Genomic DNA, 15166 nt, shown 5'->3' with positions numbered 1-15166 from the left:
GGTCGACATGCGAGCAGTCGTCGTCGAGGAATTCGGCGGCCCCGAGGTCCTGGCCCTGGCCGAGCGCCCGGACCCGCAGCCCGGGCCGGGCGAGCTGGTGGTCCGGCTCACCGCCGCCGGGGTCAACTACAAGGACGTCTACGAGCGCGAGGGCCGCAGCCCGCTGAAGGCCCCGCTCGTGGCCGGCTGCGAGGGCGCCGGCACGGTGCTGTCGGTCGGCCCCGAGGTGACCGGCACCGCCCCCGGCGACCGGGTCGCCTGGTGGGCCGCGCCCGGCAGCTACGCCGAGCAGGTCGTGGTGCCCGCGCGCGCCGCCGTCCTGCTGCCCGCGGACATCAGCGAGGAGGCGGCCGCCGCCGTCCTGCTCCAGGGCCTGACGGCGCACTACCTGGTCACCAGCACCTTCCGTGCCGAGGCCGGCCAGAGCGCCCTGATCCCGGCGGCGGCCGGCGGCCTGGGCCAGCAGCTGGCCCGGGTGCTCTCGCGGCGCGGCGTGCACGTGATCGGCACCGTCTCCAGCGAGGCCAAGGCCGCCGCCGCCACCGCGGCGGGGGTGCGCGACGTGCTGGTGGTGCCGCCGGGCGGCTTCGAGGAGGCCGACAAGATCGCCTCCCAGGTGCGGGAGCTGACCGGTGGCCGGGGCGTGGACGTGGTCTACGACGGCGTGGGCCGCGACACCTTCCGCACCGGCCTGGCCGCGCTGCGCCCGCGCGGCACCTTCGTCCTGGTCGGCGCGGCCTCCGGCCCCGTGCCCCCGTTCGACCCGCAGCACCTGGGCTCCGGCGGCTCGCTCTTCCTGACCCGCCCGACGCTGGTCGACCACGCCACCGATCCCGCCGAACTCGCCGAGCGCGCCCACGAGGTGTTCGCCTGGCTGCGCGACGGAACCCTCTCGGCCGACGTCGCCCAGCGCTACCCCCTGGCCGAGGCCGCACGCGCCCACGCCGACCTGCAGAGCCGCCGCACCACGGGCAAGCTCCTCCTGCTGCCCTGACCCGCGCCGATCGAACGCCCTGGTGCCCGCAGCCCCTGGCTCCGGGCACCAGGGCGTTTCCACACGGCCTTGCGGCCGCCGGCTCCTCGGCACCCGGCAGGCCGGGCTCCTGCGAAGCGGGGGAGGCCTGCGGCGGATCCGAGCTCGTCCCACGATGTGGGCAGTCGAGTGATTCACCCGCGACTCGCCGGTGGATCGGCTATAGGCTGACCGGTGCAACTGGTTCGCCCTGTCCGCCAGGCAGGGTGTCGCAAGAGGGAACCCGGTGGGAATCCGGGACTGCCCCGCAGCGGTGAGTGGGAACGACCGCCGTCATACGCACTGGGTCCGGGAGTTCGGGCCTGGGAAGCGACGGCCAGTAGGTGTCCGCCCTTCAAGGGTGGGCGCGCCCGCGAGTCCGAAGACCTGCCCGTTGTGCGCACGCGACCGTTCGCGCGCGGAAATCCCGGTGACCTCGTGGGCGGGTCGGCGTGCACAACCAGGCGGGTCCGGCGCATTCTGGCGTCTGCGGCCCCGCCCGGTTCGGCACCTCTTCGCGTCCCGTGACATCGCCGGGAACCCTGAGACAGGCTCGCGAAGGAGAGTCCCTTGACCACGAAGTCCGCAGCCACGGCAACCCGCTCCACCGTCCACGGCTACCCCCGCCAGGGCCGTAACCGGGAGCTCAAGAAGGCGATCGAGGGCTACTGGAAGGGCACGGTCACCGCCGAAGCCCTGCTGGCCACCGCCGCCGACCTGCGCCGGGAGAACTGGCGGCAGCTCACCGAGGCCGGTATCGCCCAGGTGCCCACCGGTGATTTCTCGCTCTACGACCACGTGCTGGACACCACCGTCGCCGTCGGGGCGATCCCGGCCCGCCACCGCGCCGCCGTCGACGCCGACCCGCTGGACGGGTACTTCGCGATGGCCCGCGGCACCCAGGACGTCGCGCCGCTGGAGATGACCAAGTGGTTCGACACCAACTACCACTACCTGGTGCCCGAACTCGGCCCCGACACCACCTTCGCGGCGAACCCCGCCAAGGCCGTCGCCGAGTTGCGCGAGGCGCTGGCGCTCGGCCACGACGCCCGCCCGGTGCTGGTCGGCCCGGTCACCTACCTGCTGCTGGCCAAGCCGGCGCCCGGGGTGGCCGAGGACTTCCAGCCGATCACCCTGCTGGACCGGCTGCTGCCGGTCTACGCCGACCTGCTGGCGCAGCTGCGCGCCGCCGGTGCCGCGTGGGTGCAACTGGACGAGCCCGCGCTGGTGCAGGACCGCACCCCGGCCGAGCTGAACGCCGCCGCCCGCGCCTACCGTGACCTCGGTGCCCTGACCGACCGGCCGAAGCTGCTGGTCGCCAGCTACTTCGACCGCCTGGGCGAGGCGCTGCCGGTGCTCGCCAAGGCCCCGGTGGAGGGCCTGGCCCTGGACTTCACCGGGCCCGCCGCCGCCAACCTGGACGGCCTCGCCGCCGTCGGCGGGCTGCCCGGCAAGCGGCTGGTCGCCGGTGTGGTCGACGGCCGCAACATCTGGATCAACGACCTGGGGAAGTCGCTGGCCACCCTGGCGACCCTGCTCGGGCTGGCCGGTACCGTGGACGTCGCACCGTCCTGCTCGCTGCTGCACGTCCCGCTGGACGCCGCCGCCGAACGCGAGGTCGACCCGCAGATCCTGCGCTGGCTGGCCTTCGCCAAGCAGAAGGCCACCGAGGTGGCGCTGCTGGCCCGCGGTCTGCGCGAGGGCACCGGCTCGATCAGCGCCGAACTGTCCGCCAACCGCGCCGATCTGGCCTCGCGCGCCGCCTCGCCGATCACCCGGGACCCGGCCGTGCGCGCCCGCACCGCGGCCGTCACCGAGGCCGACGCCCGCCGGGCCCAGGCGTACCCGCAGCGGGCCGCCGCCCAGCGCGCCCGGCTCGGCCTGCCGCTGCTGCCGACCACCACCATCGGCTCGTTCCCGCAGACCACCGAGCTGCGGGTCGCCCGCGCCGACCTGACCGCGCGGCGGATCGACGAGGCCGCCTACCGCGAGCGCATCGAGGCCGAGGTGCGCGAGGTGATCGCCTACCAGGAGAAGGCGGGTCTGGACGTGCTGGTGCACGGCGAGCCCGAACGCAACGACATGGTGCAGTACTTCGCCGAGCAGCTCACCGGCTACCTGGCCACCCGGCACGGCTGGGTACAGTCCTACGGCACCCGCTACGTGCGCCCGCCGGTGCTGGCCGGCGACATCTCCCGCCCGCACCCGATGACCACCGACTGGTTCGGCTACGCGCAGAGCCTGACGGACCGTCCGGTCAAGGGCATGCTCACCGGCCCGGTCACCATGCTCGCCTGGTCCTTCGTCCGCGACGACCAGCCGCTCGCGGACACCGCGTTCCAGGTGGCACTCGCCCTGCGCGACGAGGTGCGCGACCTGGAGGCCGCCGGTGCGGCCGTGGTCCAGGTCGACGAGCCGGCGCTGCGCGAGACGCTGCCGCTGCGCGCCGCCGACCGCCCCGCCTACCTGGACTGGGCCACGGCCGCGTTCCGGCTCGCGACCTCCGGGGTGCGGGCCGACACCCAGATCCACACCCACATGTGCTACGCCGAGTTCGGCGCGATCATGACGGCCATCGACGAGCTGGACGCCGACGTCATCTCGCTGGAGGCGGCCCGCTCGCACATGGAGGTGGCCGGAGAGCTGGCCGGGGCCGGCTACCCGCGCGAGGTCGGCCCGGGCGTGTGGGACATCCACTCGCCTCGGGTGCCGAGCACCGAGGAGGCCGTCGAGCTGCTGCGCGCCGGGCTCGCGGCGATCCCCGCCGAGCGGCTCTGGGTCAACCCCGACTGCGGCCTGAAGACCCGCGGTTGGCCCGAGACCCGGGCCTCGCTGGAGAGCCTGGTCGGCGCCGCCCGCCGCCTGCGGGAGGAACTCGCCGGCTGAGGTGCCGGCGTGGGATGAGAGGGGTGGGCGCAGACCACCTGCTGCGCCCACCCCGGTGGCCGACGCCGGCCACGTGACCTTGCCCGCATTGTGCCCCGGGAGCATCGGCGGCCATTGACGGCCCCTTTCCCGGGCCTTTACCCTACGGTGAGTAGTGATGGCGTAAGGAAGCTGGTGGAACTCCAGCACGGTCGCGCCACTGTGAGCGAGGCGCCTGCGGGCGGCTCGTGAGTCAGATACGACGCCATCACGGTCTGCCCCATCGAAGAGCGGGACGCACGATCCCCTGAAGGAGGCTCAACTGTGAGCACCAGTCTGCCCGGGCCCACCGCCCTGCCCGTCCCGGTCGTCGTTCCTGCGGCCAGGGCCGCCGCCTGGCTCGTCGTCAGCGCGCTGATCGCGCTGGCCGTCTACTACTTCATCGGCGTCGACCAGGGCGCCTACTCCGTGTTCGGCACGGACATGCACATCCACGAGTTCGTGCACGACTCCCGCCACTTCCTCGGCTTCCCCTGCCACTGACCACCGGAAGCAGCGAACAACCCGACATGGAAAAAAGACTCGTCCTGCGCGGCGTCATCGCCGGCGCAGTGGCCGGCCTGCTCGCGTTCGTCTTCGCCCGGATCTTCGCCGAGCCGCAGATCCGGACGGCGATCGACTACGAGAGCGGGCGCGACGCCGCCCAAGGGGCCCTCGACAAGGCTGCCGGACTGCCCATGGACATGGGCGGCCCGGACATCTTCAGCCGCACCGTTCAGGCCAACATCGGCATCGGTGTCGGCATGATCCTCTTCGGTGCGGCGATGGGCGCGCTCTTCGCCGTCGCCTACGCCATCTGTCTGGGACGCACCGGCCGGCTCCGGCCGCGCCCGCTCGCGATGCTGGTGGCGCTGGGCGGATTCCTCGGCATCTACTTCGTGCCGTTCATCAAGTACCCGGCCAACCCGCCCTCGATCGGTCACCCCGACACCATCCGTGACCGCGGCAACCTCTACCTGGCGATGGTGGCCTGCTCGGTGCTCTTCCTGGTGCTCGCGGTCGTTCTCGGCAAGCGCCTCCAGGCCCGGTTCGGCAACTGGAACGCCACCCTGCTGGCGGCCGGCGCCTACGTCGTGGTGATCGGCACGATCATGGCCGTCCTCCCGTCGCTCGGCGAACTGGCCGACAATGTGCAGGAGTTCGGTCACCATGCGACCGAGACCCCGCTGCCGCTGACCGACCCGCAGGGCGCCATCGTCTACCCGGGCTTCCCGGCGGACACCCTCTTCGACTTCCGCTTCCTGTCCGTGGCCGCCCAGCTCCTGCTGTGGGCCACCCTCGGACTGGTCTTCGGACCGATGGCCGAGCGGCTGCTCGACCCCGAGGCGCGCAAGGCCGCTGCGGGTGCGGGTGCGGGTGCGGGTGCGGGTGATGGGGCCGGGACCGCGCCGGTCGTCGCCGCATGACCCGGCAGCTCCCCGGGGCCGCGATGCCGCAACGGCTCGCGGCCTTCGGGCCGTTCTTCGCCATCGACTGCCACGACGACGGACCGGTCCTGCCGCCGTGGCGGCCGATGGCCGAACTGCTCGACGATACAGCCGTGTTGCGGGAGCGCGTGGCCGGCGTCCGCACCTACCTGGCGGCGGCCGGCGGTCAGCCGCTGGAAGCGGTGGAGGAGCGGGTGGCCGCCTCGGTGACCCACCTCGGCCTGGCCGCCAGACTCGTCTCGCCGGCCTTCGCCGTCGCCGTCCTCGACGGGGCGGTGCTCCGGCACGGCCTGCGCGAGGCCCGCTGGCAGCCGGTGCCCGGCGGCATGTTCCCGCTCTCGTTGCCGCAGCAGGTCCTTGAACCCGTCGCCGACCGGGTCGAACTCGCCGACCGGTTGGGCGCGGACCTGCTCGACGGCCCGGTCCGGGAGTTGAGCGAGGCGCTCGGCGCCGGGTTCGGCGTCTCGGCGCGGATCCTGCACGGCAACGTGGCCTCCGCCGTCAACGGCGCCGCCGCGGCCATCGCCCGCTCGGCCCCTCAACTGGCGCCGGGCGCGCGCGAACTGGTCGCTCAGCTGCTCGCCCGTGCGCCCCTGCAGGGCGCGGGCACCGCGGCCGACGACGGCACCGGGTTCCGCCGCCGCAGCTGCTGCCTGATCTACCGGGCCGCCCCCGACCACGCGGGCGCCCTGTGCGGGGACTGCGTCCTCACCGCACCCCCGGGCCACCGGGGATAGCAAGAGAGTGCCTTGCCGAGACACGATATGACGATCCGTCGGACTGCGACGGCCCGCGAAGCCGTCCGGCGCAGAGTTTCCCGGGTCTTGACCTGTGTGGACTTGAGTCCGGTGGGAGCGGCTCACTAGCCTGGCAAGGTTGCAGCCGCCTGCTGTGACGGTGTGCCAGCAGCGAAGTCCGGTGTGAACCCGGCACTGTCCCGCAACGGTGATGTCCCCCTCGGGGGGCGAGTCCGGTCGCCTGCTGCCGTGCCACGGATTCCCGCCTCGACGGAAGGACGGCCCGCCCGGCCCGCCGTGGCCGACTCGGGTGTGCCGCCCTGTCCGCGAGCATCCCGAGGAGGATGCCTTGCCCGCTCCGGCAACCCGGTTCAGAACGATGCGCGACGCGCTGCAGCCCTCCGAGTGGGGACGCCTGAGCCTGATGGCCCTGGTGATCCTGGCCCTCAACGGCCTCGGCTGGGGCATCTTCGTGTTCGCGGTCCTGCCGCACCACTTCCACTACGACGGGCTCGGCATCGGGATGGGCGTCGCGTTCACCGCGTGGACGCTGGGTGCCCGCCATGCCTTCGACGCCGACCACATCTCCGCGATCGACAACGTCACCCGCAAGTTCATGGCGGAGGAGAAGCGCCCGCTGGGCACCGGCTTCTTCTTCGCGCTGGGCCACTCCACCATCATCTGCGTGGTGGGCATCGGCCTGACCATCGCCGCCAAGGCCGTCTTCGGCGCGGTGGTCGACCCGAACTCCAGCTACGAGACCGTCGGCGGCGTCATCGGCACGGTCACCTCGGCGAGCTTCCTCTACCTCATCGCGCTGCTCAACCTCGTCGTGCTGGCGGGCATCGCCAAGGTGTTCCGGGCCATGCGGCGCGGCACCTTCGACGAGGCCGAGCTCGAACGCCAGCTCCAGGCACGCGGGTTGATGTACCGCTTCTTCGGCCGCTTCATGCGCACGATCAAGCACACCTGGCAGATGTTCTTCGTCGGCCTGATCTTCGGCATCGGCTTCGACACCGCCACCGAGGTCGTGCTGCTCGCCGCGACGGCCTACGCCGCCACCTCCGGCCTGCCGTTCTACGCCGTCCTCGCGCTGCCGCTGCTCTTCGCCGGCGGCATGACGCTGTTCGACACCCTGGACGGCTGCTTCATGAACTTCGCCTACGGCTGGGCCTTCGCCAACCCCGTCCGCAAGGTCTACTACAACCTGGTCATCACCGGCCTGTCGATCGCCGCGGCCTTCCTGATCGGCACCATCGAGCTGCTCGGCGTGCTCACCTCCGAGCTGCACCTCAAGGGCGCCTTCTGGGACTTCATGGCGAACTTCGACATCAACAAGGCGGGCTTCGCGATCGCCGCACTGTTCGCGCTGACCTGGATCGTCGCGCTGGTCTACTGGCGCTACGGCAAGGTCGAGGCCCGTTGGAGCACCCCGGCCGGTACACCGTCAGTGGACGCCAAGGAACTGGCCTGACGGGCGCTCGCAGCAGTCAGGTGAGCGCAGGAAGCTCCACCCGCCCTCGCCCCGGGCGCATGGGCGCGTAGGGGAGTGGGGGAATGCCACAATGCCCGGAGTGGATAACCACTCCGGGCATTCAGCGCTGGTGGGCCTAACAGGACTTGAACCTGTGGCCTCTTCCTTATCAGGGAAGCGCTCTAACCGTCTGAGCTATAGGCCCGTGCCGCACGGAAACTTTAGCTGATCAGCTGCTGAACTCAAAAACCCGTTTCCTCGATGGTGGGGCCAGGGGCCAGGCCAATGCGCAGATCGCGCAGCGGATGTACCTCGCCGAAGGGGCCTGGCATACTTCGCCCCGCTGGGTACTGGCGAGTAGCAAACTCGGCAGGGCGGTGCTGCTCGCCACGAAGGGCGCTACAGTTCCTCCCACTCTGACCCCGACGTCGTTCCCCTCACAAAAGCTCGGAGCCCGAGATGCACCCCTTCCTCGACCACCGGGGGCCGCTGGCCTTCGCTCACCGGGGAGGTGTGATCGGCCATCCCGAGAACTCGCTCGCCGCGTTCTCGGCGGCCGTCGCCCTCGGCTACCGCTACCTGGAGACGGACGTCCACGCCACCGCCGACGGTGTGCTGGTGGCCTTCCACGACTCCCGCCTGGACCGGGTCACCGACCGGGCCGGCGCGGTGGGCGAACTGCCCTGGAGCACGGTCGGCGAGGCCCGGATAGGCGGCACCGAGCCCATCCCGCTGCTGGAGGACCTGCTCGGTGAGTTCCCCCGGGCCCGTTTCAACATCGACGTCAAGGCGGCCCCCGCCGTCGGGCCGCTGGTCGAGGTGATCCGCCGCACCAATGCGTGGGACCGGGTCTGCGTCGGCGGATTCTCCGACACCCGCCTCGCCGCCGTGCGTGCCGCCGCCGGACCCCGGCTGGCCACCTCGCTCGGCCCGCGCGAGGTGGCACGGCTGCGGCTGCGCTCACTGGCCGGACCGCTGCTCCCGGGGCGAGGGGCGTCGTGGGCGGGGGTGTGCGCGCAGGTTCCCGAGCGGCACCGGGGCGTGCGGGTGGTCGACCGGGCCTTCGTGCGCGCCGCCCACCGCGCCGGCCTGCAGGTTCACGTCTGGACCGTGGACGACGCCACACGGATCAGGGCTCTCCTGGACCTGGGCGTGGATGGCATCATGGCCGATCGCATCGACGTCCTGCGGGACGTGTTCACGGAGCGCGGCTGCTGGACCGACGGAAACACGCTGATGGGAACCTCATGAACACCGCGACCCACCTGCCTGACCACTCGTCGGCGGCCACCGACACCCGCGCCCTGCGCCGGACGCAGTTCGGCTGGTACATGAACGACTGGGCCAATGCCGCTTTCTCGGCCACGGTCCTGACGGTGTTTCTCGGGCCGTACCTCACCACGCTCGCCAAGAACGCCGCCGACGCGGGCGGCGACGTCCACCCGCTGGGCCTCTCGGTGCGTGCGGGGTCGTTCTTCCCCTACACCGTCTCCTTCTCCGTGCTGCTCTCGGTCGCGGTGATGCTGGTGATCGGCACGATCGCCGACCGCACCGGGCGTCACAAGGAGCTGATGTGCGGCTTCGCGTACGTCGGCGCGGTCGCCACCATGGGGATGTTCTTCCTCGGCGGGAGCCGCTACCTGCTCGGCGCCGGACTGCTGGTGATCGCCAACATCGCGTACGCGGTGTCGGTCGCGCTCTCCTACGCCTTCCTGCCGGGCCTGGCGGCCCCCGACGAGCGCGACGCGGTCTCCTCCAAGGGCTGGGCCTACGGCTACGCGGGCGGCGGACTGCTGCTGATCGCCAACCTGGCGCTGTTCGAGGGCCACGACGCGCTCGGTCTCTCCTCCGGCACCGCGGTGCGGATCTGCCTGGCCTCGGCCGGTCTGTGGTGGGCGCTGTTCACCCTCGTCCCGCTGACCCGGCTGCCCTCCCGCGCCGGCGTCGCCCCCGCCCGCACCGAGCCCGCCCGCAGCGACTCCGCCTCCACCGCGTCCGACGGCGAGCCCGCCGCCGGCAGCCTGCGCGAACTCGCCCGCACCCTGCGCGGCATGCGCCGCTACCCGCTCACCCTGCTCTTCCTGGGTGCCTTCCTCTGCTACAACGACGGTATCCAGACGGTGGTCTCCCAGGCCTCCCTCTACGGCAGCGAGCAGCTCGGCATGGGCCAGACCTCGCTGGTCATCGCCGTCCTGCTGGTTCAGATCGTGGCGATCGGCGGCGCGCTGTTGCTGGGCCGCATCGCCCGCCGGTACGGCGCCAAGCGGACCGTCCTCGGCTCCCTGGTCGGCTGGGTGGTCACCCTCGCTCTGGGGTACGTCATGCCCGCCCACCAGCCGGTCTGGTTCTACGCGCTGGCCTGCATGATCGGGCTGGTGCTCGGCGGCAGCCAGGCGCTCTCCCGCTCGCTCTTCTCGCACCTCATCCCGGCCGGCCGCGAGGCCGAGTACTTCAGCGTCTACAAGATCAGCGACCGCGGCACCAGTTGGATGGGACCGCTGGTTTTCGGCCTCGCCTACCAGGTCACCGGCAGCTACCGCTCGGCGATCATCTCGTTGCTGGTGTTCTTCGTGATCGGCTTCGCCGTGCTGGTGAAGGTTCCGGTCCGCCGCGCCATCGAGGCCGTCGGCAACCCGGTCCCCGAGCGCCTCTGACGAGTCCGACGAACCAGAACCGTCCGGACACCGGCCTCGCGGCGGTGTCCGGACGGTTCTGCTCCGTGTCGGCCGGAGCTTCGCTTCAGCCGTCCAGCAGGGCGCAGACGAAGTCCTCCTCGACGCCGCGCAGCTGCTCCAGCAGGTCGGGGTCGACCTTCTGGTTGACCTGCGAGGTGACGGAGACGGTGAGGCTGCGGCGGCCGTCCGGGGTGCCGGCGCCGAACTGGGTGTAGCCCGCGGTGTTGCCCGTGTGCCCGTAGACCACGCCGCAGCGGGTGGTGTACTCGAAGATCGCCAGCCCGGCGCGGTTGGCTCCCGGGCCGGCCGGCTCGGAGGCGCCCGCGACGAAGGCCCGTTGCTGCTGACGGGTCGCTTCGCTGATCAGCGGGCCGCCCGCGTACCCGGCCGCGAACGCGCTGAAGTCCTTCGGCGTGGACACCACGCCGCCCGACGCCCAGGCTCCCGACGCGCCGAACAGCGTGCTGACGTCCTGCGGCGGTTCGTTCCGCTGGACGGCGTAGCCGTGCAGGTAGGGCTCGGGCAGCTCATAGCCGGACGGGAGGCTGGTCCCGGTGAGCCCCAGCGGCTGGTAGACCTCAGTGGCCAGCAGGTCCTCGTAGCGCTGACCGGTCGCGGCCTCGGCCATCAGGGCGACGGCGATGTTGTCGGAGTTGGAGTAGTGGTAGCGGGAGCCGGGGGTGAACTCGAGGTCCTCGCCGGCGACGTAGTCGAGCAGGTGCCGGGAGTCGAACACGTGGTGCGGATCGGCGCGGATCTGCTCGACGAACGCGGGCGCGGCGCTGTAGTCCGGCAGCCCACTGGTGTGGTTGAGCAGCTGGCGCAGCGTCACCGCACCCCAGGCGGCCGGCAGCGAGGGCAGGCGGCCGGCGATGGTGTCGTCCAGGCCGAGCAGCCCGCAGTCGACCAGCCGGAGCGCCACCGCACCGCTGAACGCCTTCGCGGCACTGGCCAGGCGCATGTGGTCGGTGGACCGGGGCGCACGGTCGGTGCCGACCTCGGCCACCCCGGCCCGGTACACCCGGACACGGTCGCCGTCACGGAGCACCGCGATGGCACCGGGCGGGCCGTCGGGTCGGTCGACCAGCTCCTGCAGCCGCGCCCGCAGCGCCCCGTCGCCGTCCTCTCCGGCCGACCCCGGACCCGACCCTGCCGCCGCAGGGCTCGCGGCGGTCAGCACCAGCGAGGCGGTGAGCAGAGCGGTGACCGCCCGCCCGTGGCGACGGGGCACGGCGGAAAGCAGGGAGCGAACGGACACGGCAGGGCCTTTCGGAGCGTGACGCGGCGACGCGGACGGCCGCCGTTCTGGCCGCAAGGGATCACCCGTCGGGGCCCTGGGGAAACATCCGGACACCCACCGTGACCCGGCCAGCGGAGCGCCGGATCGGCGGGAGCTTCACGTCGACGCGGCCGAGGTGGGCGAGGAGACTGGCGGAAGGGAGACACGCCAGGGAGCAACCGGACGATGGGGTGATGATCATGCAGAAGGTACGGCTTGCCGTGCTGTCGACCGTAGCGGCCGGGGTGTTGGCGGCGGGTGTGGGTGCGGTGCCCGCGCAGGCCGCCACGCCGACGACGAGTGCCGCCACGACGATTGCCGCCGCGACGAGTACTGGCACGGCGAGTGCCGGCAGCACGGCGCCGGCCAACGCGGTGCTGCCGCTGAGCTCGGTCGCAGGGCTCTTCTCCGAGGTCACGCAACTGGTCAGTGTGGGCCCCGACCCGACCGCCGTCGGTCACCCGACGAGCACGGTGAGCCTGGTGTTCGCCGACCCGAGCGGCACCAAGCGGGTGACCCTCTCCATCGACCTGTACGCGAGTGCGGCGGACAGCGCGGCGGCCTTCCAGCAGTCCGCGCAGGCCAGCACCGCGGTCCCGGGCTTCACCCCGCTGCAGACGCCCGCGCTCGGCGACGCCAGCACGGCGGGCATCGTCACCATGGGCACCGAGACCCATGTCGGCATCGGTGTCCTGGACGGCCAGCTGATCGTGGGCGCGACCACCGCGGGCTTCAGCCTCACGCAGGCCAACACCGACCGGCTCGTCACGGTGGCGCAGCTCGAGTCGACCATTGCCAAGGCCGTGATGGGCGCCGCCGGGTCCTAGCGTGATGGGCGCCGCCGGGTCCTGGCGAGTGTCCGGGTGCACCCGGACGGTGCCGCACGGGCGGGCGACCAGGGCGTCAGGGTGGTGCGGACGTCAGGAGAGGATCTCGACGTACCCGTCGCTCCCGTGCACCCGGATCCGCTGCCCGTCGCGGATCAGCCGGGTGGCCTGCTCCACGCCCACCACGGCCGGCAGGCCGTACTCGCGGGCGATCACCGCGCCGTGGGTCATCAGGCCGCCCACCTCCGTCACCAGGCCCGCGACCGCGACGAACAGCGGCGACCAGCTGGGGTCCGTGAAGGTCGTGACCAGGATGTCGCCCGCTTCGAGATCGGCCTTCGCCAGGTCGAGGATGACGCGGGCCCTGCCCTCGACGGTCCCGGCGGAGACCGGCAGGCCGGTCAGCGCCCCGGCCGGCACGTCGTCGCGCCGGTAGGCCCCGGTGAGGGCCTCGCCGTCCGAGGTGAGCACCCGGGGCGGGGTGAGCGCGCGGTACGAACGGAACGCGTCCTTGCGCTGCTCGATGAGCCGGTCGTCCACCTGGTTCGAGCGCACGACCTCGTGGAACTCCTGGAACGTGAGGTAGAAGGCGTCCTCCTGCTCGGCGAGCACGCCCGCCCGCACGAGGCGCTCGGCCTGCGCCACCAGAGCCTGCTTGTAGAGGAAGTAGCGGCTGACGATGCCGTACTTCGGGTACTCCCGGTACCCGATGAAGGTCCTGACCCGGTCGATCATCCGCTTGGTCTCGTCGGCCTTCTGCTCGCCGTCCGGCAGGGCCCGCAGGCGTGACAGCACCTCCTGTTCCTTCTGCCGGGCCTTCTGCCGCCCTTGCTCGAAACGCCGCTCGGCGGCGCCCGGTTCGAAGTTCCTGACGTTGTCCAGGATCACGGGCACGAGCGTGCCGGGCCGCTCGCGCCAGCGCGGCCGCGTGATGTCGATCTCGCCGACGCAGCGCATGCCGTACCGGGCGAGGTAGGCCTCCAGGGCGTCGCGTGCTTCGCTCCCGCCCGGCAGTTTCGCCAGCTCGTCCAGGAAGCCGTCGTCCTCGACACCCTGCAGGAACGCCACCACCTGCGGGTGCGCGCGGATCACGTCCGCGACGTCGAGCAGCTCCAGTCCCATCTCCGAGGTGATGTTGCCGGGGGCGGAGAGCGTCAGCGTGTCAGCGGCGTTCTTCTCGCCCAGCCACTCCTGCAGCTTGTCGTTGAGCCACCAGGTGGCCTCCATCCCCGCCATGATCGCCTGGAGGTTCAGCGGATCACCCAGGACCCGCTTGTGCTCCTCGAAGGCCACCTCCAGCAGGAAGTCGAACAGCGCCGGTCCGGTCTTCGTCCGGATGTCGCGCTCCAGGGCGGCGATGGACGCCCGGCTGCGTTCGACCAGGTCGGTGACGATGGCCGGATCGGTCGCGATCGGGGCGGGCGCACCGCCGGCCGGCCGCCCACCGGGGGCCGGGTCCGGGAGGGAGGGGACGAAGCCGTCGTGGTCGAGGACGGTTTCCAGCGCGTCCCTGGTCAGCGGGTCGCTCCTGCCCATGACGTCCAGCAGGGCGGCGCGGCTCGCGGGCGAGGCCAGGCGCCGGGTGGCGTCGACCCACAGCCTCCCGCCGGCCTCGTGCATCGGCACCATGGCCGTCAGCTGCCACATGGAGAGCCCCAGCGGCCGCATGGCGTCGGTCATCATCTGCCCGTGACCGACGGAGATGTAGACGTGGTTCTCCTGGTCGCCGCTCTCAGGGACGGGGAAGAGCGTGGTGATCGGCCGGCTCTGGACGATCACGAAGTCGTCGTCGACCAGGCACCATTCGATGTCCTGCGGGCGGCCGAAGTGTGCCTCGATCCGCCGCCCGAGCCGCACGAGCCGCAGGACCTGATCATCCGTCAGGGCGGGCTGCTCCTGCCGCTGCGCGTCGATCGCGACCTCCTGCACACCACCGTTCGGCAGGGCATGGACGGCACGCTGCTTGGCGGCGATCGCCCTGGCGACGACTTCGTCGTTGCGCACCGTGAAGACATCCGGGTTCACCAGGCCGGAGACCAGGGCCTCGCCGAGGCCGAAGCCCGCGTCCACCGTGGCGACCTTCCGGTTGCCCGTGACCGGGTCGGCGGTGAACAGGATGCCGGCCGCCTGCGGGAGGACCATCCGCTGCACGACCACGGCCATCTGCACCGCACGGTGGTCGATGCCGTTGCGCTGGCGGTAGGTCACGGCCCGCTCGGTGAAGAGCGAGGCCCAGCAACGGCTGACGTGCCCGAGGATTGCCGTCGGCCCCACGACGTTCAGATAGGTGTCCTGCTGACCGGCGAAGGAGGCCGTCGGCAGGTCCTCGGCCGTCGCGCTCGATCGGACGGCGCAGGCGGCCTGCTCGCCGAGCCGGGCGAGCGCGCCGGTGACGGCCGCCGCGAGATCGCCCGGGACGGGGGCGGCCTCGATGGCCTGACGGATCCGCGCGCTGAGCGTGCGGACCGCCTCCCGGTCGTCCGGCGTCACGTGTGACAACCGATCGAGCAACTCGTCGATCGACGGCACCTGCGCCATGACCCGTCGGAAGGCGTCCGTCGTCACGCAGAAGCCGTCCGGCACCCGGACGCCCTCGATCCGCACCAGCCCGCCCAGGTTCGCGCCCTTGCCGCCGACGGTCGCGATCCGCGTCTCGTCGACCTCGTGAAGACCCACCACGTACTGCTCAGTCACTGTGACTCTCCTCCGAGGTATTTCCGCAGGTTGGGGGATGAGGCGACGATTCTGCGGCATGACCGGGGCCTTGCGGCAAGCCCCCCGGCGCGCTATAAGTTGAGAGTGGCAAGGAG

General features: G+C 72.0%; 11 protein-coding genes, 1 tRNA gene and 3 riboswitches. Of the genes, 9 read left to right on the top strand and 3 right to left on the bottom strand.

Features of this window, described 5'->3' with window-relative positions; genetic code table 11:
• The first annotated feature begins 7 nt into the window (after positions 1 to 7).
• The 6 genes from OG294_RS02835 to OG294_RS02810 all read left to right on the top strand — a co-directional run bounded on the left by OG294_RS02835 (position 8) and on the right by OG294_RS02810 (position 7575).
• A complete protein-coding gene (locus tag OG294_RS02835; RefSeq protein ID WP_327064762.1) occupies positions 8 to 994 on the top strand; it encodes a quinone oxidoreductase family protein in 987 nt (328 codons plus the stop codon).
• A gap of 203 nt (positions 995 to 1197) precedes the next feature.
• Positions 1198 to 1421: riboswitch (cobalamin riboswitch) on the top strand.
• A 161-nt stretch (positions 1422 to 1582) separates the two neighbouring features.
• On the top strand, positions 1583 to 3898 hold the full coding sequence (gene metE / locus OG294_RS02830; protein ID WP_327064761.1) for a 5-methyltetrahydropteroyltriglutamate--homocysteine S-methyltransferase: 2316 nt from the start codon (positions 1583 to 1585) through the stop codon (positions 3896 to 3898).
• A gap of 141 nt (positions 3899 to 4039) precedes the next feature.
• Positions 4040 to 4161, top strand: a riboswitch (cobalamin riboswitch).
• Between the two features lie 40 nt (positions 4162 to 4201).
• Positions 4202 to 4420 carry a CbtB domain-containing protein gene (locus tag OG294_RS02825; RefSeq protein WP_442789098.1) on the top strand — a complete coding sequence of 73 codons (219 nt, stop codon included), beginning with the start codon at positions 4202 to 4204 and terminating at the stop codon, positions 4418 to 4420.
• Positions 4421 to 4446: 26 nt separating this feature from the next.
• Entirely contained in the window at positions 4447 to 5343 is an 897-nt protein-coding gene (locus tag OG294_RS02820) for a CbtA family protein (RefSeq protein ID WP_327064760.1), read from the top strand.
• A complete protein-coding gene (locus OG294_RS02815; RefSeq protein WP_327064759.1) occupies positions 5340 to 6101 on the top strand; it encodes a (2Fe-2S)-binding protein in 762 nt (253 codons plus the stop codon). The genes OG294_RS02820 and OG294_RS02815 overlap by 4 nt, the downstream gene beginning before the upstream one ends.
• A gap of 122 nt (positions 6102 to 6223) precedes the next feature.
• Positions 6224 to 6364, top strand: a riboswitch (cobalamin riboswitch).
• An 86-nt stretch (positions 6365 to 6450) separates the two neighbouring features.
• Positions 6451 to 7575: a HoxN/HupN/NixA family nickel/cobalt transporter gene (locus tag OG294_RS02810; RefSeq protein WP_327064758.1), complete on the top strand. Its 1125-nt coding sequence runs from the start codon at positions 6451 to 6453 to the stop codon at positions 7573 to 7575.
• Between the two features lie 128 nt (positions 7576 to 7703).
• On the opposite strand, the gene OG294_RS02805 is transcribed toward OG294_RS02810, so the two are convergent.
• Positions 7704 to 7780, bottom strand: a tRNA-Ile gene (locus OG294_RS02805).
• A gap of 254 nt (positions 7781 to 8034) precedes the next feature.
• Here OG294_RS02805 and OG294_RS02800 point away from each other — a divergent pair.
• Entirely contained in the window at positions 8035 to 8826 is a 792-nt protein-coding gene (locus tag OG294_RS02800; protein WP_327064757.1) for a glycerophosphodiester phosphodiesterase, read from the top strand.
• Positions 8823 to 10229 (top strand): MFS transporter, encoded by a 1407-nt coding sequence (locus OG294_RS02795; RefSeq protein ID WP_327064756.1) that lies wholly within the window; start codon positions 8823 to 8825, stop codon positions 10227 to 10229. The genes OG294_RS02800 and OG294_RS02795 overlap by 4 nt, the downstream gene beginning before the upstream one ends.
• An 85-nt stretch (positions 10230 to 10314) precedes the next feature.
• Here the strand turns inward: OG294_RS02795 and OG294_RS02790 are convergent, their stop codons facing one another.
• A complete protein-coding gene (locus tag OG294_RS02790; RefSeq protein ID WP_327064755.1) occupies positions 10315 to 11481 on the bottom strand; it encodes a serine hydrolase domain-containing protein in 1167 nt (388 codons plus the stop codon).
• A 242-nt stretch (positions 11482 to 11723) separates the two neighbouring features.
• Between OG294_RS02790 and OG294_RS02785 the strand changes: the two genes are divergently transcribed.
• The gene (locus OG294_RS02785) at positions 11724 to 12356 is read left to right on the top strand and encodes a hypothetical protein (RefSeq protein ID WP_327064754.1); all 633 of its coding nucleotides are present in this window, start codon (positions 11724 to 11726) and stop codon (positions 12354 to 12356) included.
• 93 nt (positions 12357 to 12449) lie between these two features.
• On the opposite strand, the gene rph is transcribed toward OG294_RS02785, so the two are convergent.
• On the bottom strand, positions 12450 to 15050 hold the full coding sequence (gene rph, locus OG294_RS02780) for a rifamycin-inactivating phosphotransferase (protein WP_327064753.1): 2601 nt from the start codon (positions 15048 to 15050) through the stop codon (positions 12450 to 12452).
• Between the last annotated feature and the right edge of the window lie 116 nt (positions 15051 to 15166).

Source organism: Kitasatospora sp. NBC_01302, assembly GCF_035976515.1.
GTDB lineage: Bacteria > Actinomycetota > Actinomycetes > Streptomycetales > Streptomycetaceae > Kitasatospora.
The sequence above is the reverse complement of the archived record's forward strand: the minus strand, read 5'-3'. Positions and strand labels throughout refer to the sequence as shown.

Bases quoted from the DNA above. Each gene is read 5' to 3' on its own strand.
- OG294_RS02835 (WP_327064762.1), top strand. From the start codon at position 8: ATGCGAGCAGTCGTCGTCGAGGAATTCGGCGGCCCCGAGGTCCTGGCC.
- OG294_RS02820 (WP_327064760.1), top strand. From the start codon at position 4,447: ATGGAAAAAAGACTCGTCCTGCGCGGCGTCATCGCCGGCGCAGTGGCC.
- OG294_RS02815 (WP_327064759.1), top strand. From the start codon at position 5,340: ATGACCCGGCAGCTCCCCGGGGCCGCGATGCCGCAACGGCTCGCGGCC.
- OG294_RS02800 (WP_327064757.1), top strand. From the start codon at position 8,035: ATGCACCCCTTCCTCGACCACCGGGGGCCGCTGGCCTTCGCTCACCGG.
- OG294_RS02795 (WP_327064756.1), top strand. From the start codon at position 8,823: ATGAACACCGCGACCCACCTGCCTGACCACTCGTCGGCGGCCACCGAC.
- OG294_RS02785 (WP_327064754.1), top strand. From the start codon at position 11,724: ATGATCATGCAGAAGGTACGGCTTGCCGTGCTGTCGACCGTAGCGGCC.